This window comes from Pseudarthrobacter leeuwenhoeki (assembly GCF_055412885.1).
The window spans coordinates 1-22201 of record NZ_JBVAYY010000024.1; the positions used below are offsets into that span (position 1 = coordinate 1).

Genomic DNA, 22201 nt, shown 5'->3' on the forward strand with positions numbered 1-22201 from the left:
CTCCGCCTGCCTTGGCCACCGGGAGCAGCAGCAGCCCGGTCCCGACGGCGACGGCAGCGGCGAAGCCCAGCACGATCACCTGGGCCGGGTGGCGCGGCGCGAACACCTTAAGCGCCTTCGACAGGAAAGCCGTGGTTCCTCGGGCTGTCGTCGAGGCGTTGTGCCCGGATGAGGCCAGACCGCTCTTGGCAGCGCGAACGAAGTGCATGGTCGTCACGCTATCACCGGAAAATGCCGGCCCCAGCAGCAGGTTTCCTACGGCGATATGCGGCCCAGCAATCGGCCATTGGGTATCCCGAGCGCGCCGCGGCGCTTGCACCGGTCGGCTCTCCCTTGAGCCTCCGGGCCCGGCTTGATTTCGCCGGCCCAGTCGACTGCCTCAGGGACCCCGTCTCCCGAAACAGTTGAGGCGTCATGGACCACGCCGGGCATGCAGGAGACCGGCCGCGAACGTCCGAAACAACCCGCTGCTGTCAGCGGACTGCAGCCAGCTCCATGAGGGTCGCCGGGGGCGCGCCGGGACCCATGATCAGGCGGCCCGTGAACGCCGCCCCGGCCGCGGGACTCCCGGCACATAGGAAAGCCCCTCGACGGAGGGGCTTTCGCGGATGAAACAGTGGGTTTGGTGGTGTTGGCCAGCGGTGATGAGCGCCCCCTTCCCGGACGTGGTGTCCGTCTGTCAGCATTCGATACCGCAAGACTGTAATAGCTGATCCGCGGATCGTCCAACCGCGTTGCGGCGTGTCTTGCCGCACCCGGTTTCGCCTTCCATTAACTGCGACGCGGGGCACAATGAATCCATGTGCGGCAGATACGTGATGTCCAAAGCCACCGGGGATCTCCTCAGCCACTTCGAAGCCAAGGAGGTCGAAGGCAACCCGCCGCCGCCCAGCTGGAACGTCGCTCCGACCCAGGACGTCCCCATCATCGCGGAGCGGCTGGACGAGGACTCCGTGGACCGGCGGCTATTGATTGCCCGCTGGGGTCTGGTTCCGTCCTGGGCCAAGGACATTAAGATCGGTTCGAGGCTGATCAACGCCCGCAGCGAATCGATCCTGGACAAGCCCTCGTTCCGCAGGGCCGCCTTCAAACGCCGGGCCCTTGTCCCGGCGGAAGGTTATTACGAGTGGCAGAAAACCGAGGACGGGAAGAAAATCCCGAACTACCTCTACTCCGAAAACGATGACTTGCTGGCCTTCGCCGGGCTGTACGAGTTCTGGCCGGACCCGTCCCTTCCCAAGGATGACCCCCACCGGTGGCTGCTCAGCTGCACCGTCCTGACGACGACAGCGCATGATTCTCTCGGCCACGTCCATGACCGGGCTCCCGTCATCATTCCCCCGAGCATGTATGCCCAGTGGCTGGACCCGGCCACGACGGACAGGGAAAAGGTGCAGGCGATGCTCGATGCCATTCCTGAACCGGTCCTAACGCCCCGGGGGGTCACCGACCGGGTCAACAGCGTACGCAACAACGGCCCGGAACTCATAGAGCCTGCCCCCTGATCACAGCTCTACATTGCTCGCTGGCGCCCGGCCAACATCCATTAGTGCACCGTACGAAAAGTTGCGCCTGTGACGGGTGATAGGACGGGACTTTTGGGCCAACTTAACTGACGGCCAAGTTAAGCGGCACACCAAGGACACGGGTAGCGGGGGAGCGTCCCGCCAAGTTGTCCCGGTTCAATCAAGGTACAAAGTTGGCGCATGTGGAAAAGGTCGAGCCGGTAGGCGGTGATGCCGGCCGGAAAGAGCAGGGGCCCTCGTGGAATCTGGGCCTTCATGTCCAGGCCTTGCGGGGGCGCCGTGAATCCGGGGTGATCGGAGCCGAAGGTAGACTGCGCTGGTGAAAACCGACGAGCAGCACCCTGGCCAGTTGGTGGGGTCACGTCTCGCTCGGGCCGCTGACTTCTGTGTGCTGCTCGCCTTCGTTGTATTCCTTGCCGGCTGCGGTGGTTTGGTACTCGTCGTATCCGGGCAGGTAGTCCGTGGCTGGGCGGTAAGCATCGTCCTGCTCATCGCCTCCGTCGTGCTTGTGATCATCCGGGCCGCCAAGCGCCGGCGGTCCGGCCCCGGCACAGGAACACAGGGGCGCAGCGGTCCAGGCACGTGGGCCCTGCGCCTTATGGTGCTCGTGGCTGGAGCGGGTGGTCTACTCGGAGCGCTTGGCGACCTAGGGTTCGACGCCACCTACCAAGTGCTGGAGCCGCAGGGTCCGGGCGGTTGCCGGGCCGCCGTTCGGGAGACGTCGTTCCTAATGTCCGGCGGCGGAGAAGTCTTCGCCGTGAGTGCCGTCGGAATTGGCTGGCGGGTGAGCGAATGGACCGCCGACGACGGATACCGGCCGATTGCTGCGGGCTCGTATACCTTTCAGTGGGGGGCCGACTCAGGGATTCTCGCCATTGGGGGGTCGGCCCCCGATCCGGTTTGGCCCGGGATCCACGAAGTAAGCTGCCAGTTGCGCTAATCGCCAACCACCGCGTTCCCAGGCTTGTCGCGGCGGCCGTACTGTCCCGTAAGCAAGGAAACGGAACGTCGTCGGGAGGTGTCACATCATACGAAATCGGGTGTCCGAGGGTGAGTATGGCGCGTGGTGCATGGCTTACCCCGTGGGGGAGTGTCCCACCAGGGGTGTCCCGGTTCCAAGGTTGTGGAACGGTTTCGCTGCGGCCTGTTTCGAGGGGTGCTGCCAGTCGTAGGCTATGGGCATCCATCGCACACAGGAGGCACCGATGCGCACGGCAGAACCTATGACTGAAACTGAGCAGGTCCACCATCTTTCCGAGAACCTCATGGCCCATTTGGTTAAGGGCAGGGAATGGGCGACGCCTGGAGTGCAGGCTGCTCTGCAAAGAGCGGTGGCCGGGCTGGATACCGGCATTGAAACTGCCTCACCGCGCCTCCAGGCGGTTTTGCGCCGGCTGGCTGACGAGCTTGCGGGCAGCGTGGAGACACTCACTCCGCGGGTCCAGGAACGACTAAAACACCTCGGACCGAAAGTCACTGCCGCTGCCACGGAACCCGTTTCGGTTGGGACTGGGCGGTCGGCGGCAAGGAAGTGGTGGTGGATCGGTGGGCTGCTGCTGGTAGCGGCCGGGGGAGGAGCGTGGCGCTCCTTGCAGGTATCAAAGAAAGAGCCCGTTCCCTCGTTAACCGTGCAGGAAACCAGCGGCGCGGACTTCGACGCTGACCCAGACCTGGCTGCCGGACGCATGTAGGAGCACGCGCTGAGCACGCAGTACGGGGTCCGCGGCGTATGTCCCGGTGGCCCGGGCAAGGTCGTCCATGGATTTGAAGTGGATCCGGGCGAGGGTGATGGCCACAAGCTCCAGGTAGGCGGTGCCGTTGCGCCGTTCCAGGCCGTCCAGATATTCGAGCATGCGCCCTTCCATACCGCCGGGTCCTTCGGATTCTTCGGCTGCGAGGCGCGTCAGTGTGAGGGTTGCGAGGTCCGGGTTGTCGTAGATGAGTCCCATGGGCCAACGCTACGCACCCCGCCGGCGCGGTCAAGAGCCAGTACTAGCGCCAGCGGTAGGTTTCCAGCGCGGGCAGCAGGGGAGAGGGGCCGACTTTCAGGTGGTCGACGGGGCGGGATCCGCCCAGGTCCTTGGACGGAGTGATTATCCAGGCGGTGAAGTAGTTGTGCGGGATGTGCAGTTCCATTGCCCTCCGAAAGAGGCCTGTGACCGTCGGGTGGAGCTGCCCGCCGGGGAGGAACTGGAAACCCGGGCAGAAGGTCCCGTCGTCGATGAAGACGCGGACGAGCTGCCGCATGACGGGTTCGGGGTCGTCCATGAGCTCGGAGAGTCGACGGCGTACCAGCTCCAGGGAGGGCAGCGTGAATTCTGAGCGGATCTCTGCCCACGTTTGATCGCTGATGGGTTGGCCGTTCACTCTTCTTCAGTTGTTTCGTCGGCGTCGCTGCTGTTTTCCAGGAGCCAGTGCGTGGACAGCGGTTCCCGGCGGAGAGTGACGGTCCGGAGGGTGGAATGGGCGCCGGGGCGGACCTGGACGCGCCAGAATTCGATGCTGACGAGGTCGCCGCTGCCGACGGCTGCCGTGCGCCGGGTGTCCCACCAGGCGTCACGTCCGAACCAGTGCTGGGAGTCGGTGTCGGGATCGACAAGCCAGATCCGGCCGTCGTGGCGGATGGCGAGGGGCTTGCCTGCCGCGTCGGTCCGGACCTGAAGGTCGTTGGTTCGGGTCGGGGCTTCGATGGTGGTGGTCATGGGGGTGCGTTCTTTCGTGGTGCTGTCGTGCGGGCGAAGTTGGGTTTAGGCGGCTTTGACGAGGGGGAGTTCGTCCCAGTGGGTGGTGTAGCGGGGGGAGAGCATGTCCCGTTTCATGGTCCAGTCCGGCCCGCCGCGGATGCCTCCGTGGCCCAGGCCGATGGATCCGCGTCCGTACCGGCGGGTGATGTCTTCCAGGAGTGTTCCGACGTGGCGTTCCTCGTGCGGGTTCTCAAACAACGCCAAGGGCGCCTGGTTGCCGCTGGGGCGCAGGTCGGTGACCATGATCCCGGCCCGGGCGTATCGGATGCCCTCGCAGATGCGGGGGAGGAGTGCGTGGGCGGCTTTGGTGAGCAGGACGGGGTCGGCGGTGGGCATCGGCAGTGGCACACAGACGGAGGGGTAGGAGGTGTTTTTGGGGTTGAAGTGTGAGGTGCCGGCGAACGCGGTGAGGACTTTGGCCTGGAGCCCGTGTTTGGCCAGCCGCGCGGAGGCCTGCTGGCCGTAGACGCTCATGACCTGCCGGATTTCGGCGGCGGTGGTGATGGGGGTGGCGAAGGAGCGGGAGAAGATGAGCTGGTCCCGGCCGATGCGTTCTTCTTCCATCGGGATGCAGGGGGTTCCCTGCAGTTCCAGGACGGTGCGCATCATGACCACGGAGAAGCGGTCCCTGATCATCACCGGATCAGCCCGGGACAGATCAAGGATGGAGTGGATTCCCAGGGCGTTGAGTCGTTTGGTCAACCGGGTGGCGACACCCCAGATCTCAATCACCGACAGGCGGCGCATCAGCCCTTCCCTCTCGGCGGCGGGCACAGAGTCCCAGTGGCAGACCCCGTCGAAGGCCGGGTTGTTCTTGGCCCATTTGTTCGCCAGTTTCGCCAGGGTCTTCGTCGGTCCGATTCCCACGCAGACCGGAACGCCTACGTTCCGCCGCACGGCGGCTTTCATGTCCCGGCCCAGGGCCAGGAGTTCGTCCGGGGTTCCTTTGACGCCGAGGAACGCCTCGTCGATGCTGTAGACCTCCAGCCAGGCCGAGTACCGGCCGAGGAGTTCCATCACGCGGGCGCTGATGTCGCCGTAGAGCTCGTAGTTACTCGACAGGGCAACGAGTCCCCATTCCTTGGCCCGCGGGGCGAGTTTGAACCACGGCTCACCCATGGGAATGCCCAGGGCCTTGGCCTCAGGGGAACGGGTGACGGCACAGCCATCGTTATTGGACAAGACGACGACAGGCCGGCCCTCCAAAGACGGGTTAAACGCCCGCTCGGCCGAGGCATAGAAACAGTTCACATCCACATGCGCGATCTGCGGCAGATGCCGCATCACAGCGGGCTTAGACATCGCTCGCCCCGCGCCGGCAAAGTTCCCGTTTAACGCAATAGCGCCACTTAAACATGGTGAAGGCACCGGGTGGCGACGCCCCAGACGACCAGATCCGATAACGAGGGCACCCGGATGTCCGGGTAGGACGGGTTCTCCGCCTGCAGCACCACCCCGGTTCCGGTGATCCGCAGCCGTTTGATGGTCAGCTCCCCGTCCAGGACCGCAACGACCACGGACCCGTCCACCGGTTCCAGGGCACGGTTGACGATCAGCTCGTCGCCGTCGCTGATGCCGGCGCCTTCCATCGAGTCCCCGGACACCCGCACGACATAGGTGCTGGTGATGTCTTTGATCAGGTGCTCGTTCAGGTCGATCCGGCCATCAAAGTAGTCCTGCGCCGGCGAGGGATACCCGGCCGCGACGGGGACCGGGGAGATCAGCACCGACAACAACGATGCGCCCGCATCTATCACACGGGGACCCACAACAACGCCCACAACTCACCTTTTATTCGAATATATGTTCGATTTTCTTAACCCTACATCGTGGCCCCGACAAAGGAACTATCGAAGGTTCAGAGGATCAAAGAGGGGACAGGTTGTACGCCAATGGGGACAGCCTGAGCTGTGCGGAGGGCTCCGCCTGCCCCCAGTGGGCACAACCTGGCGGGACCCTCGCTGCGGCTCTGCTTCAGGCTCGTCGACGGCCGGCGCGCCCCACGCCGCGTGACAGCCAAGGCGCTCATGGTCCACCGGGCTCGCTGCGGAAAATCTGGTTGACAGGGGAAAAGAGTGCTCCTAGATTCTTAGTGTTTTACGTGCGTTTCTGGGCTGGTCATGCTTCACATTCACGCTGATGTTGTTTCATTTGAGCGGCAATGCCGCCAGGATGCAGGAGGCCACGATGACGATGACACCACTGGAAGATTTCCTCACTGAATGCGTGGCCGCAGATCCTGGCGGGGACGGCCTCAGCATGGACGAACTGTACGGCTTGTACCTGAGCTGGTGCGGGCTCGAAGGGGTTGCACCCGTGGGTGGCAGGGCGTTCAGAGCCGGTTTACGCGCAGCCAATGTCCGCATTGAACACCGTGGACGACTGTGCCCGGATATGAGGATGACCGGCCCCGTAGCGTGCGATTACCTTATCCACCGCGAACTCCCGCTCGCCGAGCTGGAACCCGCTGCCGGACGTCCTCACCTGACTCCACACCCGGTTCCTGAACGCGTCGCGCCGCTGCCCGGCCGCCCGACCGGGGCAGTCCGGGGCGTCGTGCCGGCCGCCTGAGGGGCCCCGGCCCTGTCATCGACGTCACCTCTCCGGGGTCGCGTCCGGTTTGATCGCCACCTGGCAGCAGCCCGGGCTTCTTCTACTGGCGGATGAGAAAAGCCTCCGCGCGAGTCCAGGACTCAAACGCGGAGGCTCCCGGCTCTCCAAGCTGGGGGGACTGGAGAGCCGAACTGAGTCTACTAGCAGTCCTGACGTCACGACTGCTGGTTGGCGGGGACGGGGCGATGTCCCGTTTACCGGCGGGGAGGGCGGCCGCGGGTTCTCCCGGTCTGCCATCCCGGAACGGCATTGTCCAGGAGCTTGACCTTCACGGGGGCGAGGTCGCCGCGGCGCCGTTTGTACCGCTGGGCGTGGATCCATACCCCGAGGGTGTGTTCCCGTTCTAAGTCATAGTCGTGGTGGCGTGGCCAGTCGTGGCCTTCCTACCGGAACTCCACGAGCTCGGCCAGGCGGTCGTGCCACCTGGCTTCGTCCGCAGCTGCCCTGTGGTTCCCGGCCCATGCCGGAACCCGTGCGAGTCCGTCACAGTATGCCGGGTCAAGGGTGCCTTCGGCTGCGTCTCGCCGGCGCCCGGACAGCCACCGCGCCATCGATCTTTCGTCCCGGTCGGGCGAATGGCCTTCAGGGAGCCGGCCTTCGGCAGAGACCCAAATGATGAACTCTTCCATCCGGGCAAGATCCGTGGGGGAGGGGCCGGGCTTGGCAGCTGCGGTGGCGTGGTGTTCGGCCTCGAGTCCGGGATCCTGGCGGCGGGCGATAACCAGGTGGTACCCGACGACGGCGGGATGAACGCGCACGAGCTCAGCGATGCGTTTCCGGCTCAGCCCGAGCCGATACATCAGCACCCATTCCGCGTCAGGAGCGCGCCGCAACCGCCTGTCCATAATGGACCCAATCCTGCCACGGCCTGCCCAGACAGTACGGGGGCACCACGGGACCAAGGACACTGCTTCCGGGCGTCCGCTGGCGCGGCCGGCTGTTGGGTCCAGTGCTGTCCGTCGCAGGGCTCCGGCCCGCCCTGGCCCGTGTCTACGACGTTTTTTGGTTGCTGTCCTTATGGTTTTGACGGGTGGTTCCGTGGCCGTTGTAGGGTCGTGGCTACCCGGGGGAGGCGGGTATGGCTTTGTTGCTGTGGCCGGACGATTCAGGTCGTGACGGCCCCGAAGGATTGGCCGCCCGCCGCCCCGCGATGACCCGACCGCTGATTGAGAGACGCGACATGAATCGCCGGATAAGGACAAGACGGCGCGGTTATCTGCCGGGTACACATAACCAAGAAAATGGAGGCTGTTTTGGCGAAATTGTGGGCCGGTATCGATGCCGGCAAAGCCCATCATCACTGCGTCGTGATCGACGCCGACGGAAACCGGCTGCTCTCGCAGAAAATCCCCAACGACGAACCAGCCCTGCTGGACCTCATCGCCAACGTACTGAAACTGGGCGACGGGGACGAGGTCACCTGGGCAACGGACCTGAACCACGGGGGCCCGGCGCTTCTGATCGCCATCCTCGTCGCCCACGGCCAGAACATCCTCTACATCCCCGGCCGGATCGTCCACCACGCCTCCAAGCTTTACCGCGGGGAAGGCAAAACAGATGCGAAAGACGCCGCCGTGATCGCCGACCAGGCCAGGATGCGCAAAGACCTCCAGCCCCTGCGGGCGGGGGATGAGATCAGTACCGGCTTGCGGATCCTCACCGCCCGGCGGGCCGATAATCCGCGGACCGGGTCCGGGCGATCAACCGCCTGCAGGCCCAGCTGCTCGAATACTTCCCCGCCCTGGAGCGCGCCTTCGACTGCTCACCAAACACCGCACCCCGGACGGGATCCGCCGCACCGGCCAGACGCGGCTGCACGCCTGGCTGAAGAAACACGGCGCCCGCTCCTCCGCCGCGGTCGCCCCGGCCGCCGTCGACGCCGCGAAGTCCCAGCACACGACCGTCCCGGCCCAGCACCTCGGAGAACAGATCGCCGCGGCCCTCGCACGGGAAATCACCACCCTGAACAAGGAACTCGCCGAGCTCGATGCGCTGATCAGCGAGAAAGTCACCGAACACCGGCACACCCCGTCCCTGCTCAGCATGCCAGGCTTCGGACCTGTCCTCGCCGCGGAGTTCCTCGGCGCCACCGGTGGAGACCTCACCGTCTTTGAAACCGCGGACCGGTTCGCCGGCGTCGCCGGACTCGCCCCCGCACCCCGGGACTCCGGCAGGATCACCGGCAACCACCACCGCCCCCGCCGCTACGACCGCAGGCTCCTGCGGGTCTTCTACCTCTCCGGGCTCTCGGCCTTGAAGAGCTGCCCCGCCCCCCGGGCCTACTACGACCGAAAACGCGCTGAAGGTAAAACCCACATCCAGGCCATGCTCTCCCTCGCCAGACGCCGCCTCAACGTCCTCTGGGCCATGCTCCGCGACGGCACCACCTACACGCCCGTCCCCGCCCAGGTCATGAGTGTGGCTGCCTGATAGCTGCTGCGGAGTTGCCGATTTCAGAGCCGCTGATTCCCGTAGTTCGTAGCTGGGTTTTGCGGCGGCTTTTTCTCCTCGTTGCACTTGGCGTCCTCCCTATACCTCGAACACAGGCCATGCAAGACGACTCAGCCCCAGGGTTGCGCCACGCCCTGTGGGGCTGCACCGGGCTGTTTTACGCCGAGTGATTCTTGAGGTCGGCGACTGTTTCGAAGGCTCGATCCGTCGGGGCCACCTCGTTAGGATCGGTTGGTGCTTTTATGATTCGAAGTGAGTCCGGACAGTTCCGACGGAGAGTCGTTCGATGAGTGCTGTGGCTACGTCACGCAGTTTTTGGTTACGGTGGCTGGAGACCTTGAGCAGGATTTCCATTGCCTCGGTTTGGGAGCATTTGTTTTGCGCCATGATGACCCCGCAGGCCACGTCGATGGCGGTACGGCTGTTCATGGTTTCCTGGAGGTCTTCGGCCCGTCCCAGCGCAGTGTCAATACGGACGGAGAGTTGAAGTGTGTTGTGCGCGGCGGCGGCGAAGCCGGCGGCTTTGGCGTACACGTCCGGGGTGAATACAGCCGGGTTGGATGCGAAGAAGTTCAGTGCTGCGGTGGCGCCGCCGCTGATCTCCAGCGGCACGCCCAATGAGCTGTACACGCCTCTTTCTGCGAATTGCCGGTTCAGCCCCGGCCACCGGAGATCCGAAGTAACGTCATTGAGAAATACCGGGGACATCTCCCGGAGCGCAGTTATGCAGGGGCCGTCCCCGAACGCCTGTTCCAACTGGTCCAGCTCGAGGGCACGCTCGCTGCTGGCCGCAGCCGTTGAGGGCTTACGACGAATTTTGACCGTGACGGCACACTCAACGACGTCACCGGCAACTTCTGAAACGGCGGCCGCAGCAAGCTTCGAGAGGCCGGAGAGAAACTCGACGGCATTTCCGGCGTCCACCAGAACCGACTGAAGTTCGACGGGCACATCATTCGGGTGATTGGACATTCAAGCATCCTACTGGAACGGTAACTAAAGCCCCCCCCGAGACTTGGCGTTCGGCTATGCGGCAAGCCGGGAGAGTTGGGTTCCAACGGCGAGATAACCAAGGCGCCCGCATGCTGAGAAGTATCGAGGGAAAATACGGGTGTCCTCGTCATCCCACTGCCATAGCGGGGATCTCTCCGAAGCCATCCCTCCCGGGTTTTGCCACTAGACACCACCATAACAAATACTAAGATTGCTTAGTATCTCGCTGCGTCTAGCCGAAGGCGCAGCGGGACGCTGAGGATGACCCCGTCAGTCCTCGCGGCTGACGGGGTTATCCTCATTGGCCGTCCAGACCCGTCCCGTCCAGTCCCGTCACTTCCGGAGCTGAGCGCCGTGTCGCCGGACTTGCCCCCGCACTTAGGTACTCCGGCGGATCACCGGAAACCATCACCGGCCCCACGGAGGCACTACGACCGCAGGCTGCGGCGGGTCTTCTACCTCTCCGGGCTCTCGGCGCTGGAAAGCTGCCCGGCCCCACGGAGGCACTAGGACCGCAAACGCGGCGAAGGGAAACCCACATCCAGGCCATGCTCTCCCTCGCCAGACGACGACTCAACGTCCTCTGGGCCATGCTCCGCGACGGCACCACCTACACTCCCGTTGCTGCGCGGCTGAAGGCGGCGTGATGCATCCTTAGCCGCTGTAGGAGGCAAGGTGCGGCAAGTGGAGATCGCTCAGGCGCTCATTGAGGACCAAAGCCAGCAGATCGCTGTCCTGGACCGGCAGCAGAATCAGTCCGTTCAAATATGCATCGATGACCAACAGGTCCTGGTTGCCCCCGTACACGAAGTACGCCAACCACGCTTCATGGACTTCGAGGTCTGCGAGCAGGAATGCAATTTGAGTCGATTTCTGCTGGTTTTTATCCATCAAACCCACACCCTCCTCCCGAACTTCGCTGAAGTGCGGGGTTTCAAGCCGTTGCTTGGTCGCAGGACAAGCATTCCCGCGGTCTCCCATAAGGCTACGACTGCGCCCGCACGGCGGCCACCCTTTCTTCATCGGACCCGCGGCCGCTCAACCGACAGATGCAGGGCCGTGAATTGACGAGACTGAGTCGTCAGGGGGACAGGACTCCGGGCCCGAACAGTGAATTCACATTGGGTTGCCGCTGCGGCGTTAGCCCGGCACCTCATCCTCCACGGATGAGACGAGGAGACGGATCCAGCCACCACCGCGGGATACCTCCCGCCCAGAATACCCCTCGTCCAGCTCATGGAGAATCATTGGACGAACGCCGCACACTCCCATCACCTGCGAGGACCGTCAAGTCCTCCTTTTCTGATGAGGCGCTCTTCCCCGGGCGGGGTACAGATGATACAAAGCCCGCAATCGGGCCTCGCTGCGCTCGGACAGCACAAGCATTTCCTTAGTTCTTTTTTGCTGCTGTCCGTTGGATCCTACGTGCCCGCTCCACCGGCGCAACCGTCCTCCGGACGGCGGCGCACCGGATGCCTTGGGTCGGCGCTGCGCTTATTTCCTCCCCCCACCCATCCGCTGCTTGCCCTTCGGGTTGCCCCGGCTCCGTCGGGCACAGCTACGCGATGCTCCGCCAGCAGGCAAAAAACATGGTGGGGGAGAGGGATAGCCGGTTGTTCCGGTACCCGCCCCGCCCGAGTGAAACGGAGCATCACCTCATGAGCCAAGTAACAGCCACCCGCCACCTCACGGCGGACACCGCCGAACCGGTGACCGCCCCGGTCCTTCCTGCCGATGACCGGGCAGGGGATGGGTACGACTGGATGGACACGCTCGAGGGCACCGCCTGGTCGGTGCTGCCGAACTGGGGCAGTGAGGGCTGGGACGCCGGATCCTGGCCCTACATCATCTTCGCCGTCGCCCGCACCCGTGACAGGACCGGGGAACTGTTCGGCTACGGCACCTACGTCGAGGGTGACACCGCGACCTACTGGTTCCGGTCCCAGGACGCGTGCTTTGAAGCGATCACCGTAGAGGTGTTTTTCCAATGGGCCTCCGGCCAGTCCCACGGCCCGGACAACCTCCCCGGCACAGCCGCCGAACTCCCCGACCAGGACCGCAAGCCCTACCCCGGATGGACTGACTAGAAGCGCTCAGGTGCCCCGGCCGCCAACCGGCCGGGACACCCGAGCAGCACTGCCAATATCAGTTGACAACATCATTGAGATTCCTGCGGATTCTAGGCGTCCGCTCCACCCCGTCCAGCCCCGGTTCCGCAAGCTCCACCGGGGCCTGCGGCCCGCGAATTCTTCGACGGCGCTCCTGCGTCGCTGATTTCCTCCAGGAATTTCCTGCCCCTTGCCCTGCGGGTAGACAGGGCTCTGTCGGCCGCCGAGCAAGCGAGCTTGCCAGCAACCAAAAAACAACGGGGGGAGAGGGGAAGCTGGCCGGTCACCTGAGCCGCCCCACCCACCGGAATCCTCTGCAAAAGGAGCAACACCATGATTGAAAAGCTCAACCTCTCCGGTCCCGCTGACCTGCTGGCGACCATCCCGCATCTGCTGGGGATCACGCCTTCGGAAGCGTTCGTGATCCTCACCGCCCAAGCCGGCGCCCTCGGCGCGACGCTGCGGGTGGACGCCCCCGAACACGTCGAGCCGGGCAACTACGCGCAGACGCTGACCAGCCACGCCGCCAACGATGACAAGGCAACGGCGTCCTACGTCGTCGTCTACACCGACGAGAACCAGGACAGCTACCCATACGCCGCGCACGTCGCCGCGCTGGTGTCCGAGCTGGCCGCAGCCCGGATGCCCGTGCGGAACGTCTGGCTCGTGACCTCCACTCACTGGACGGAGTTCGGCACGGACCAGGAGCACCCGCTGGAGCAGATCAGCGACAGCCAAGCCAACGCCACGTTTACCTTCTTCGGCAGCGCCAAGGACATCGACGTCTACAACCCCGCCCTGCTGGGTACCTGGGCCATGCCGGTACAAGCACCCGAAGGCAGCGAAGCGGACATTGAGGAAGCATGCACCGTGTGGGCGGCCGTGCTGGACAGCACCGGGACCCCCGACCGCGACGTGGCCCGGAGCATCGCGGGAGCGTTCCAGCACAAAATGGTCCGGGACTTCCTGTTCCGCGAGACCATCACCACCCAGAACGGCAACTTCGCGGACGTCATCCTCGGAACCTTCGCCGGACGCCCGGACTGGAACCGGGTGGACCGGGCCCAGACCATCGCGTTCGAGCTGATGAAGGCAGTCCCGGCAGGCCAGCGCGCACCGATGCTGACTCTGATGGGGTGGCTGGAATGGCTCAAAGGCAACGGCACCCAGGCGGCCCGGTACCTCAAGCACGCGGACACGGACGCACCCGGGTTCCGGCTGGCAGGGCTGCTGCTGGAACTGATCAACCGCGGCTCAGTCGCAGATGTCGCCCGCGACCCGGAGACCTCCTACCAGCGGCACAACAACTAAACGGACAGGGCCGGGCCGGGATCACCATGAGATCCGGCCCGGTCTTTTTGTCGGTGGCGGGGCGGCCTCCCCCGCTGCGCTCCGCCGGCCGCCGGACGCTCACGCGGGCGCAGCTCGGAACCCAGCTGGCGTGTAGAAACCACGGCTACAGTGAATCCCAGGAACACTGCACCGACCAGGGAAGCGTGAGCATGGGAACCGAATACATCCTGACCGACGACGACAAGCCTGCGGCCGAGCCCAGCCTGGCTGAGGACGTCATCGAAATTCGTCTGCTCACCGCCGGCGAACCAACCGGGCCCGCGAACATCGGCTGGGCCCAGGAACACCACAACCTCTAACGACCAGGCAGCGAGACGCTGCCCACCCAATTTTCCTTTGCAGAGGGAAAACCCGGAAAGGCCGGCACCTCGGTGCCGGCCTTTCCTCATGCCCGGGTTTGTGCCAACACCCGGCGCCACAACACGAATGCCGCCAGGGCATTCAGGACGGTAATGAAGACATCGCCGGCCGCCGGCCGGGCGATGACGAGATCGAGGACCACCAGCGCCAGTGCGCCTGCTGCGGCAACTGTGAAAACCACGGCCAGGACCCGGAGGACCCGCGGAGAATCCAACCCAGCACCGCGCCCCGCACGGCCAGGGTGGCTATCACGCGCAGCCGGCTCAGTCATGCCCTCACCCTACTCAGGAAGGGCATGCTCGCAGGGCTCGCACCCCTTTGGGCGTCCGCTGGCGCGGCCGGCTGTTGGGGTCCAGTGCTGTCCGTCGCAGGGCTCCGGCCCGCCCTGGCCCTGTCTTGTCTACGACGTCTTTTGGTTGTTGTCCTTCGGATTCTAGGCGTCCGCTCCACCCCGTCTAGCCCCTCCTTCGTCGGGGCCTGCGGTGCAGGAAGTTCCCTCCGGCGCTCCTGCGTCGCTGATTTCCTCCAGGAATTTCCTGCCCCTTGCCCTGCGGGTAGACAGGGCTCCGTCGGCCGCCGAGCAAGCGAGCTTGCCAGCAACCAAAAAACAACGGGGGGAGCGGGGAAGCTGGCCGGTCACCTGAGCCGCCCCACCCACCGGAATCCTCTGCAAAAGGAGCAAAACCATGAACACCACACCCACCCTCGAAATGCTCGACCCGGCCACCCTGACCGTGGACATCAACGTCCGCAAAGACGCCGCCCTGACCGCCGATTTCATTGCCAGCATCAAAGAGCACGGCGTGATGGAACCCGTCATCGCCCACCGCAAGGACGACGGCGTGGTGCACGTCCTGATGGGACAGCGCCGCACCCGCGCGGCTGTCGAAGCCGGGCGCGCCAGTATCCCGGTGATGATCATCGAGTCCCCCGAGGAAGCCGAACGCATCGTGACCCAAGTGGTGGAGAACATCCAGCGCGCCGAACTGACCGAAGCGGACGAGGCCGACGCCTACCACCAGCTGTCCCTGATCGGTGTCTCAGCCGCCGCGATTGCCAAGAAGACCGGGCGCACCAAGACCACCGTGGAAGGGGCGCTGAAAGCCAAGTCCTCAACCGCCGGATCCGCCGCCCTGGGCAAGGGATACACCATCGATGAAGCGCTCATCATGGCCGAATTTGAAGGGAACCAGGATGCCACGGATGAGTTAGAGTCCGTGATCGCAGACGAACCCGATCAGCTCCTGCACGTCGCGCAGATGCTCCGGGACCGCCGCGACCGCGCCGCCGCCCTCGCCGCACTCATCGAGGAACTGGAAGCCCAGGGCAAGACCATCGTCGAGGACGCCGGGCACCACTCCAACGAAGAGAACCTGTACGTCTCGGCCGCGAAGCGGGCAGACGGGGAACCGGCCACCGACGAGGACGCCAACGCCTACCTGATCAGCACCGACTACCGGGGCCAGCACAACGCCAACCCCGTCATCACCGGCTGGAAGGACCTGGGCTTCACCCCGAAGTACGAACGCTACGACGGCGGCACGCAGGCCCAGAAAGGCCCGATGACCGAGGAACAGAAAGCCGAACGGAAGACCCTGATAGCCAATAACCGCGAGATGGAGAGCGCAACGAAGGTCAGGCGCGAGTTCGTGAAGACCCTGCTCTCGCGGAAGACCGCGCCGAAGGGCTGGCAGTACTTCACCGTCCACGCCATCACCCACGACCCCGAAACCGCCAGCGGCTACGACGGCAAGGTCGCCACCGAAATGATCGGGGCCAAGACCGGGGAGGACACCGACCGGTGGGGCTGGAACCCGTTGCGGGACCACACCGCCAAAACCACCGCCCGGCCCGAGTTCTCCCTCATCGCCCTGATCTGCGCCGGGTATGAAAAGACCATCCAGAAAGACTCCTGGCGGTCCGCCGAGAAGCGGCACTTCCACTACCTGAACCAGCTCACCATCTGGGGTTACACGGCAAGCGCCGTGGAACAGATCATCATCCTCGACAAGCACACTGCCGATACCGAATAATTTGAGATGGGCCGGGCGGCTGATCCCCCAATACAGCCGCCCGGCCCTTCCATTCGCAGGTCACAGAACCTGCCGCACGCCGGGCGGTCCGCCGCCCAGGGCGAACCACAGCAGCCACTCACCAGCGACGGACCGCCATCAACGCGACCACGCGGCCGGCCAACCACCACCCGCGGGACCAGGAACAACGAGGTACCCGGACCGCGGCAGCACCACACACCGTTCAGCTACGCTGAACCACATATTTCCTTTGCAGAGGGAAAGCAGGAAGGCCGACGCTCCAGCGTCGGCCTTCCGTTTGGTGATGCTCATGGAGTATTCGGAGTCTGAATCAAACCCTCGATACCACTCTCTGGGGATCAGAACCGGGGAAGGGCGGCGAGGATTCGGAAGATGGTTCGAAACGCAATTAGTATTCACGGCATGACCTTCTCGGATTCCCCTATCTCCGCCCTCCCGGCCGAGACCCAAGCGGACTTTGAGACGAGTTACTTCCACATGAGGTTCAGGGGCGGCCGCTTCGAGGGCAGCGTCGGCATGCCGATGGCCGCAATGAGCGAGATGACATACCTCAACGATCTGATTATGGAAGTCGCGCGTGTACTTTGGCGGCGTCAAAAAGGCGTCAAAAGAGCTAGAGACTACCCCTCTGAACCAATATTGCGGGTCGAACGCTTTGCTAAGGGGAGCGCAATCCCGCTTATTGATAGGGACGGCACCAGCAGCGTCCTGACCGGCGATCCCTACGATCAGAGCCGAGACTTGGTAGAGAAGGCCTTTTGGGGGATAGTCGACCAGGCCGAACTGCCGGAAGAGTTCCCCCGTGAATGCGTTGACCAACTTCGCCGGTTCGGGAAAACCCTCCAAACGGAGGAAGCCGCTGAGTTCTTGCGAAAGGACGAGCACGGCGTCTGGAAAGAACGTCGCTACACGCGGCAGCTCCGGAATGAATTCTGGACGGCGTTCGATACGTCTAGTGAGAAGCGAGTCCTCCTCGTTGGTCAAGTCGATTCATTGGCGAGAAAATCCTCTAGTTTTGTTTTCGCAAAATTGGGGGGACAGAAGCTCGATGCGAAATTTCAAAACCCATCAATGTGGGACGACCTCCATGCTGCGTTGGGGAAGTCCTCGACGCACCCGTATTGCCGGCTTGAAGCCACCGTGGACGTTGACTATATGCAGCGCGTGCGTAAGATTCTCCTAACGCACAAGGTGGAGGTGATCGACGTGGATCCCATCCATTGGGCTGATCGATTCGTGGAACTTTCGACCTATGCTGACGAGTGGATGCCAGGGGCCTCCGCAGTAACCGCGGAAAGCTTGGAACGAACCGACCAACTCCTCCATCTGGCAGTAGGTCTATCCCTCCCGCAACCGACCATATTCGCTTCCGTCGATGGAGGGACGAACCTGGTTTGGGACAGCGGTGATAGCCGAACGACCATATACATCGAACCGGACCAACCATACGAAGTCGAAAATGTCCCTGGTGGGCCGCTAGTGCCCTTCGAGACAATTGACGCAGAGGCAGCAGTCCTACAGGTCAAGGGGTACGTACGTGGATAGCGCGGCTGCTGCGGTCTCAGACGACCTGCTGGAAGAGATTAAACGCCCGGATTTGCGCTCCCTGGAGATCCTTTTAGAGGACCAGAACGAGATACTCTGGCGCCAGGTGCACCCAAATAACGTGAGTGCAGGCGTCGTGAACAATGTCGCTTTTGACGAGGTGATATCTCCTGAGGCTCTGGTTGGTACCCCCAAAGCACGGTACGAAGTATCCACTTCGATGGCTTCCGCCGTTTCAGCTCAGGACGCGTACGAGCATTTTACTAAGAACCATCTGAGTGCTGGCTCGTACGCCGTCAGTGTTGGCGACGTTCAGACATCCTTGGCACGAGCAATAGACGATAGCGCCACATACACTGCCCAAGGCGACGTGGTAGGTCACGCGATCATTGATTTGAGGGGCATGCCGCGCGTCCTGCAGAAGCGGGCGCGCTCCATTCTCGCGCTGGCTGCTACCCGTAATCGCCGCAAGTTCCCGCTAGAAAACCCGTAAACCAACGACTGAGACCGGCCGTGTGGGAAACGTCAGGAGAGCTGGGGCCACGCTCGTTCCTGTTGCCCCATCGAGTCTGAGGTGTGGGAACGGCTGGGGCGTGACTATCTGTTCCCCTTGGCGCGGTTGTGCAAGACACACAGCATTTCGCAATTGTTGAGATCGGTTGCACCGCCGTTCGACCACGCAGTCACGTGGTCGGCGTCCATCTCGTTCTGTTTGTAGATGCGGGTCTTGTTGGCGTTGTCGCCGGTCGCGCACACCGGGCAGTTGGATACGCCATCGGACCTGGCTTTCAGCGTCTGCCGCTCGTAGGCGACCCGCTTCGTCTTGTCGTCGAACAACCTGATCGAAAGCAGCTGTGCGTGCTTCTTGCCGCCCAGCAGGTACTCGTAGATTCCCTTGCTACTCTGCACTGCCGGGTCACCACGGAGCTCGTCAACATCGGCGTTGATCTGAACAGCGTTGTATGCGTTCGAGTGGTGGAGCTCGTACAACCGACCCCACTCGAGGCCGCGCATCTCTTTGTCCGGCGGTCGGGTGAAGACGCTGCCGACCCAGTCGATCACCGACATGAAGTACGTTTTCAGACCATTGATGCGGGCGTCCTGGCGGTGCTGTGCAAGGTGGGCGTCAATGCTCATACCCTGGGCCGAGGCGACCCAGTCCAGCGCGACCGCGAGGATCTCCTGCCGTTTCGGGTCGCCATTGATATAGGAGGACCACTTCTGCATGTTCGCGTTGTTCGAGTTGCTGTACTCGGCTTTCGCCGCTGTGACGAACGGTCCGGAGTAGATCGCATTGAGCAGCTCCTGCTTGTTGAGGGGTACGCCAACGATGTTGATGGTCTGGAACCATTGCTTGATCTCGTCCTCGGTGCCGTCGCACTCGTAGATGTCGAGCTGAGTATCCAGGATCGTGCGCTGCTGGTCCTTGGTCAACGAAGTGAATGTTTGCTCTCTGCCGTCGACCTTGATGGCGAATTTTCCGGTGATGAACCGGCCGATGCTGGTGATGCGCTGCTGCCCGTCGAGAATTTCGAGCGTCTGGCCCTCGACGTTGAAGTAGATCAGCCCGAGTGGGTACCCCTTGAGCAATGAGTCGATGACCGCGACGTCGCGCTTGCCGTCGTTGTAGATGTAGTTGCGCTGATACTCCGGCTGGATGACAAGCCGGCCCGACAGGCCGAACAAACCCTTGCCCTCAAGTTCGTTGTAAACGAAGCCTTCGAGGACTTTCTCGACGGTGTAGTGCTTGAGCTCGGTTTTCACGAGGCGGCCTTCCGATGACGGATGATGATTCGCTTGTAGGCCGTGTGGTAGGTCGGTTCAGTCAGCCCGAGACGTCGGTGCCCCGCACTGTTGCCTCCGGTGCCGCCCTGCGCGTAGTAGGTCTTGACGAACTCGTCGCCCAGGGTCCGGACACCGATCCGGCGCAGCCCGTCCATGTCGTCGCCGTGCGCGAGGATCTCGAACTGGTCGGGGTTGTACTTGTCCAGGAAGGTGATCGGCACTCCCATGATCCCGTCAAAGTCGCTGGGTATCGAGTCGATCCACGCGATTTCGAGGGCCTCGGGGAAGTTGTAGTACCGCTGGTATCCGACCCCGCGGACGTCCTTGTGCTTGGAGAATCTGATGTTGTCATCGATCGTCATCAGCTGCAGCGGTTCGTGCCGACGGCCGTGGTCGATGTTGGTGAACCAACACGCGTTGCCGAGCCTTGTGAAGTCGTGCTCGTCTGTCGACGGGTAGCCGAGCCGCTCGGCCTTGAGGCGATCTGACTCCCTGATCGTCGCTCCCTTGGGTACGCCGAACACCATGTCTGTGCTGTTGGCCGTCGCGCCCTTCCAGAGTCGGTTCTGCTGGATCAGAGGAAAGATCTCCATATAAGTTGTGGCGTTGCTGTTCCCGATGATCGAGAAGGTCTTGTCGCCTTCGACGAGCCAGCCGACGAAGGCGCGGAACAGGCTGAACGGCGGGTTGGTGATGATGATGTCTGCCTCGTCGCGCAGCGTGGTCACTTCGGCGCTGCGGAAGTCTCCATCGCCGTCGAGGTACTCCCACTGCAGGTCGTCGATGTTGATGACGCCGTCGCCGTTGATGTCGTTGCGCTTGAGGACGAACTTCTTGCCATTGGCGTGCGACTTGGTCGCGTCGAATTTTGGGTCGTCCAGCTCGAAGAGCGTGGGCTCGTAGGAGAATAGTGTCGGGTTACTGTCAGGGGCGTAGGAGGTCGAGATGAGCTTCTTCAGCCCGAAGTCGACGAAGTGCAGGGCAAAGAACTTCGCGAAGTTGCTCCACTCTGGGTCGTCGCACGGCAGGAGCACGATCTTGTCGCGGAAGACGTCGGGGTCGAACTCGAGGTAGGCGTTTATCTCGCGCTCGATGTCGGCCCACTGCGTATAAAACTCATCGTTCTTCGCTGCCTTGGCCGCGTTGAGGCTTGAGGTCCTGTTCGCGGTCTGTGTCGTCATGCTCGTAATACCCCGTTCGCCCGGCGTTGTTGCGCCGGAAGTGGGGCGCGTCTTGCGTGAACATCATATCGACGGGCGAGCCCTTCGACTGGCAGGTGGGGCTGAGGGCCGCACCTGGTCTCTGTCGTCAGGTCGTATCCAGACAACCACCTGATTCGGCCCTCGACTTCGTCGAGATCCCCAAAATGCTCTCCAACATGGACGCAACCTCTCTGCGGGCACGGAGAGTCCAAGTATTCGACGAATTCTGCTCCTGAGCCATGTCGGACTACGCAGACACAACGTCAAATACGACCGTTATCGAAATTTGCGTAACGCAAGACCGCTGGCTGATGAGTTTTGACTGATGTGGGGCGAAACGGGACCTAGATAGGTTGTCGCTTTCGGGCTCGCGGGCGAGGGGCAGCTGACGCGCAATGCGAGGATTGACCAATGAAATCTGAAGCAGATGCGCGCCTGGACGCCGTCTTGATCGGCGGCCGCGAAGAACGCGCCATCGTCATCGTGGACTACGACCCTTCCTGGGCCCAACGCTTCGAAGCACTCGCACAAACCATCCGGGATGCTACAGGCGAGAAGGCGGTATGCGTGGAACATATTGGCTCTACCGCGGTTCCAGGCTTGGCGGCCAAGCCCATCATCGACGTCCTCCTGACCGTCATGGACGTTGAGGACGAGTCAACATATATTCCGGCTCTCGAAGAAGCCGGTTTTGTTCTGCGAGTTCGCGAGGCAGGCCACCGCATGCTCAGGACTCCGGCAAAAGACGTTCACGTCCATGTATTCAACCCCGGGAACGACGCCGTCCCGAAGTACAGAGACCTTCGCGATTGGCTTCGGGTCGATGAAACCGACCGCACCCTGTATGCCGATACCAAGAAGTTGCTGGCACGACAGCGATGGTCCGATATGAATGACTACGCGGATGCGAAAACCGACGTCATCTCGCATATCCTCGCGCACGCCACGGTCTGGCGCGAGCACCATTCCGCGAGCAACAGGGCATGACCACAGCAACCGAAGCACCCGACCCCGGCCTGGTGCCGGAACTTCTCATCACGAATCTCGACAAGAGCCTAGATTTCTGGTGCGGGCTATGCGGGTTCGCCGTGCTCTATCACCGGATGAATGAGGGATTCGCCTATATCGCCACAGGCTCGGCACACGTCATGCTGGAGCAGGCTGGAATAGGTCGAAATTGGATCACCGGGACTCTTGAACGTCCGCTCGGGCGCGGGGTCAACTTTCAGGTTTCGGTTCCGTCGATCGAGCCTCTCGTCAAAGCCCTGGACGCCGGCGGCTGGCCGCTCTTCATGGAACCGGAGACCAAGTGGTACCGAACCGGCGAGCAAGAAGCCGGCGTCACACAGTTTCTGGTGGCAGATCCCGACGGGTACTTGATCCGATTCCAGGCGTCTCTGGGACAAAGACTTGTCTCTCAAGAGACGGCATGAGGATCAACATGATCGGCACCCCGCTGGGCGCCAG

The 22201-nt window shown here is 63.1% G+C and carries 22 protein-coding genes and 2 pseudogenes; 12 read left to right on the plus strand and 12 right to left on the minus strand.

Annotated elements, in window-relative coordinates; genetic code table 11:
• Positions 1 to 208: hypothetical protein (locus ACZYX4_RS16640; protein ID WP_463877945.1), on the minus strand; the 208-nt coding region annotated here is incomplete at its 3' end.
• Positions 209 to 800: 592 nt separating this feature from the next.
• Between ACZYX4_RS16640 and ACZYX4_RS16645 the strand changes: the two genes are divergently transcribed.
• The gene (locus tag ACZYX4_RS16645) at positions 801 to 1505 is read left to right on the plus strand and encodes an SOS response-associated peptidase (RefSeq protein WP_463877947.1); all 705 of its coding nucleotides are present in this window, start codon (positions 801 to 803) and stop codon (positions 1503 to 1505) included.
• A gap of 340 nt (positions 1506 to 1845) precedes the next feature.
• The gene (locus tag ACZYX4_RS16650; protein ID WP_463877949.1) at positions 1846 to 2466 is read left to right on the plus strand and encodes a hypothetical protein; all 621 of its coding nucleotides are present in this window, start codon (positions 1846 to 1848) and stop codon (positions 2464 to 2466) included.
• 682 nt (positions 2467 to 3148) lie between these two features.
• Here the strand turns inward: ACZYX4_RS16650 and ACZYX4_RS16655 are convergent.
• From ACZYX4_RS16655 to ACZYX4_RS16680, 6 genes are all read right to left on the minus strand, one after another.
• Positions 3149 to 3475 carry a hypothetical protein gene (locus tag ACZYX4_RS16655; protein WP_463877951.1) on the minus strand — a complete coding sequence of 109 codons (327 nt, stop codon included), beginning with the start codon at positions 3473 to 3475 and terminating at the stop codon, positions 3149 to 3151.
• 43 nt (positions 3476 to 3518) lie between these two features.
• Positions 3519 to 3893 (minus strand): hypothetical protein, encoded by a 375-nt coding sequence (locus tag ACZYX4_RS16660; RefSeq protein ID WP_463877953.1) that lies wholly within the window; start codon positions 3891 to 3893, stop codon positions 3519 to 3521.
• Complete coding sequence (locus ACZYX4_RS16665; protein ID WP_463877955.1) at positions 3890 to 4228, minus strand: hypothetical protein; 339 nt, start codon at positions 4226 to 4228, stop codon at positions 3890 to 3892. The genes ACZYX4_RS16660 and ACZYX4_RS16665 overlap by 4 nt, the downstream gene beginning before the upstream one ends.
• A gap of 45 nt (positions 4229 to 4273) precedes the next feature.
• Positions 4274 to 5572 carry a Y-family DNA polymerase gene (locus ACZYX4_RS16670; RefSeq protein ID WP_463877958.1) on the minus strand — a complete coding sequence of 433 codons (1299 nt, stop codon included), beginning with the start codon at positions 5570 to 5572 and terminating at the stop codon, positions 4274 to 4276.
• Positions 5573 to 5619: 47 nt separating this feature from the next.
• Positions 5620 to 6051 (minus strand): LexA family protein, encoded by a 432-nt coding sequence (locus tag ACZYX4_RS16675; protein ID WP_463877961.1) that lies wholly within the window; start codon positions 6049 to 6051, stop codon positions 5620 to 5622.
• A 1215-nt stretch (positions 6052 to 7266) separates the two neighbouring features.
• Positions 7267 to 7728 (minus strand): helicase associated domain-containing protein, encoded by a 462-nt coding sequence (locus ACZYX4_RS16680; protein ID WP_463877964.1) that lies wholly within the window; start codon positions 7726 to 7728, stop codon positions 7267 to 7269.
• 408 nt (positions 7729 to 8136) lie between these two features.
• Here ACZYX4_RS16680 and ACZYX4_RS16685 point away from each other — a divergent pair.
• Positions 8137 to 9313: pseudogene (locus ACZYX4_RS16685) on the plus strand (IS110 family RNA-guided transposase).
• Positions 9314 to 9574: 261 nt separating this feature from the next.
• Here the strand turns inward: ACZYX4_RS16685 and ACZYX4_RS16690 are convergent.
• Positions 9575 to 10306 carry a GAF and ANTAR domain-containing protein gene (locus ACZYX4_RS16690; RefSeq protein WP_463877966.1) on the minus strand — a complete coding sequence of 244 codons (732 nt, stop codon included), beginning with the start codon at positions 10304 to 10306 and terminating at the stop codon, positions 9575 to 9577.
• 377 nt (positions 10307 to 10683) lie between these two features.
• Here ACZYX4_RS16690 and ACZYX4_RS16695 point away from each other — a divergent pair.
• Positions 10684 to 10974: pseudogene (locus ACZYX4_RS16695) on the plus strand (transposase); the annotation flags it as partial.
• A 7-nt stretch (positions 10975 to 10981) separates the two neighbouring features.
• On the opposite strand, the gene ACZYX4_RS16700 reads toward ACZYX4_RS16695, so the two are convergent.
• A complete protein-coding gene (locus ACZYX4_RS16700) occupies positions 10982 to 11218 on the minus strand; it encodes a hypothetical protein (RefSeq protein WP_463877968.1) in 237 nt (78 codons plus the stop codon).
• Positions 11219 to 11985: 767 nt separating this feature from the next.
• On the opposite strand from ACZYX4_RS16700, the gene ACZYX4_RS16705 reads away from it, so the two are divergent.
• The 3 genes from ACZYX4_RS16705 (at position 11986) to ACZYX4_RS16715 (ending at position 14087) form a co-directional block, all read left to right on the plus strand.
• Entirely contained in the window at positions 11986 to 12414 is a 429-nt protein-coding gene (locus ACZYX4_RS16705) for a hypothetical protein (RefSeq protein ID WP_463877970.1), read from the plus strand.
• 354 nt (positions 12415 to 12768) lie between these two features.
• A complete protein-coding gene (locus tag ACZYX4_RS16710; protein ID WP_463877972.1) occupies positions 12769 to 13746 on the plus strand; it encodes a DUF4192 family protein in 978 nt (325 codons plus the stop codon).
• A 26-nt stretch (positions 13747 to 13772) separates the two neighbouring features.
• The gene (locus tag ACZYX4_RS16715; RefSeq protein ID WP_463877974.1) at positions 13773 to 14087 is read left to right on the plus strand and encodes a hypothetical protein; all 315 of its coding nucleotides are present in this window, start codon (positions 13773 to 13775) and stop codon (positions 14085 to 14087) included.
• Between the two features lie 86 nt (positions 14088 to 14173).
• On the opposite strand, the gene ACZYX4_RS16720 is transcribed toward ACZYX4_RS16715, so the two are convergent.
• The gene (locus tag ACZYX4_RS16720) at positions 14174 to 14329 is read right to left on the minus strand and encodes a hypothetical protein (RefSeq protein ID WP_463877976.1); all 156 of its coding nucleotides are present in this window, start codon (positions 14327 to 14329) and stop codon (positions 14174 to 14176) included.
• Positions 14330 to 14834: 505 nt separating this feature from the next.
• Here ACZYX4_RS16720 and ACZYX4_RS16725 point away from each other — a divergent pair.
• From ACZYX4_RS16725 to ACZYX4_RS16735, 3 genes are all read left to right on the plus strand, one after another.
• Positions 14835 to 16181: a ParB/RepB/Spo0J family partition protein gene (locus tag ACZYX4_RS16725; protein ID WP_463877978.1), complete on the plus strand. Its 1347-nt coding sequence runs from the start codon at positions 14835 to 14837 to the stop codon at positions 16179 to 16181.
• Between the two features lie 423 nt (positions 16182 to 16604).
• Positions 16605 to 17747, plus strand: coding sequence for a hypothetical protein (locus ACZYX4_RS16730; RefSeq protein ID WP_463877981.1), 1143 nt, complete (start codon positions 16605 to 16607; stop codon positions 17745 to 17747).
• On the plus strand, positions 17740 to 18240 hold the full coding sequence (locus tag ACZYX4_RS16735; protein ID WP_463877984.1) for a hypothetical protein: 501 nt from the start codon (positions 17740 to 17742) through the stop codon (positions 18238 to 18240). Before ACZYX4_RS16730 ends, ACZYX4_RS16735 begins: the two co-directional genes overlap by 8 nt.
• 104 nt (positions 18241 to 18344) lie before the next feature.
• On the opposite strand, the gene ACZYX4_RS16740 is transcribed toward ACZYX4_RS16735, so the two are convergent.
• Positions 18345 to 19511, minus strand: coding sequence for a GmrSD restriction endonuclease domain-containing protein (locus tag ACZYX4_RS16740; protein WP_463877986.1), 1167 nt, complete (start codon positions 19509 to 19511; stop codon positions 18345 to 18347).
• Positions 19508 to 20713: an adenine-specific methyltransferase EcoRI family protein gene (locus ACZYX4_RS16745; protein WP_463877989.1), complete on the minus strand. Its 1206-nt coding sequence runs from the start codon at positions 20711 to 20713 to the stop codon at positions 19508 to 19510. Before ACZYX4_RS16745 ends, ACZYX4_RS16740 begins: the two co-directional genes overlap by 4 nt.
• 432 nt (positions 20714 to 21145) lie before the next feature.
• On the opposite strand from ACZYX4_RS16745, the gene ACZYX4_RS16750 reads away from it, so the two are divergent.
• Both ACZYX4_RS16750 and ACZYX4_RS16755 read left to right on the plus strand, forming a co-directional pair.
• Positions 21146 to 21721, plus strand: a complete 576-nt coding sequence (locus ACZYX4_RS16750; RefSeq protein ID WP_463877992.1) for a GrpB family protein — start codon at positions 21146 to 21148, stop codon at positions 21719 to 21721.
• Complete coding sequence (locus tag ACZYX4_RS16755; RefSeq protein ID WP_463877995.1) at positions 21718 to 22167, plus strand: bleomycin resistance protein; 450 nt, start codon at positions 21718 to 21720, stop codon at positions 22165 to 22167. Before ACZYX4_RS16750 ends, ACZYX4_RS16755 begins: the two co-directional genes overlap by 4 nt.
• Positions 22168 to 22201: the final 34 nt, after the last annotated feature.

Coding starts and splice junctions, on each gene's coding strand:
- ACZYX4_RS16680 (WP_463877964.1), bottom strand. CDS start 7,728: ATGGACAGGCGGTTGCGGCGCGCTCCTGACGCGGAATGGGTGCTGATG.
- ACZYX4_RS16665 (WP_463877955.1), bottom strand. CDS start 4,228: ATGACCACCACCATCGAAGCCCCGACCCGAACCAACGACCTTCAGGTC.
- ACZYX4_RS16710 (WP_463877972.1), top strand. CDS start 12,769: ATGATTGAAAAGCTCAACCTCTCCGGTCCCGCTGACCTGCTGGCGACC.
- ACZYX4_RS16715 (WP_463877974.1), top strand. CDS start 13,773: ATGAGATCCGGCCCGGTCTTTTTGTCGGTGGCGGGGCGGCCTCCCCCG.
- ACZYX4_RS16655 (WP_463877951.1), bottom strand. CDS start 3,475: ATGGGACTCATCTACGACAACCCGGACCTCGCAACCCTCACACTGACG.
- ACZYX4_RS16690 (WP_463877966.1), bottom strand. CDS start 10,306: ATGTCCAATCACCCGAATGATGTGCCCGTCGAACTTCAGTCGGTTCTG.
- ACZYX4_RS16750 (WP_463877992.1), top strand. CDS start 21,146: ATGAAATCTGAAGCAGATGCGCGCCTGGACGCCGTCTTGATCGGCGGC.
- ACZYX4_RS16755 (WP_463877995.1), top strand. CDS start 21,718: ATGACCACAGCAACCGAAGCACCCGACCCCGGCCTGGTGCCGGAACTT.
- ACZYX4_RS16705 (WP_463877970.1), top strand. CDS start 11,986: ATGAGCCAAGTAACAGCCACCCGCCACCTCACGGCGGACACCGCCGAA.
- ACZYX4_RS16730 (WP_463877981.1), top strand. CDS start 16,605: ATGACCTTCTCGGATTCCCCTATCTCCGCCCTCCCGGCCGAGACCCAA.
- ACZYX4_RS16670 (WP_463877958.1), bottom strand. CDS start 5,572: ATGTCTAAGCCCGCTGTGATGCGGCATCTGCCGCAGATCGCGCATGTG.
- ACZYX4_RS16725 (WP_463877978.1), top strand. CDS start 14,835: ATGAACACCACACCCACCCTCGAAATGCTCGACCCGGCCACCCTGACC.
- ACZYX4_RS16700 (WP_463877968.1), bottom strand. CDS start 11,218: ATGGATAAAAACCAGCAGAAATCGACTCAAATTGCATTCCTGCTCGCA.
- ACZYX4_RS16745 (WP_463877989.1), bottom strand. CDS start 20,713: ATGACGACACAGACCGCGAACAGGACCTCAAGCCTCAACGCGGCCAAG.
- ACZYX4_RS16645 (WP_463877947.1), top strand. CDS start 801: ATGTGCGGCAGATACGTGATGTCCAAAGCCACCGGGGATCTCCTCAGC.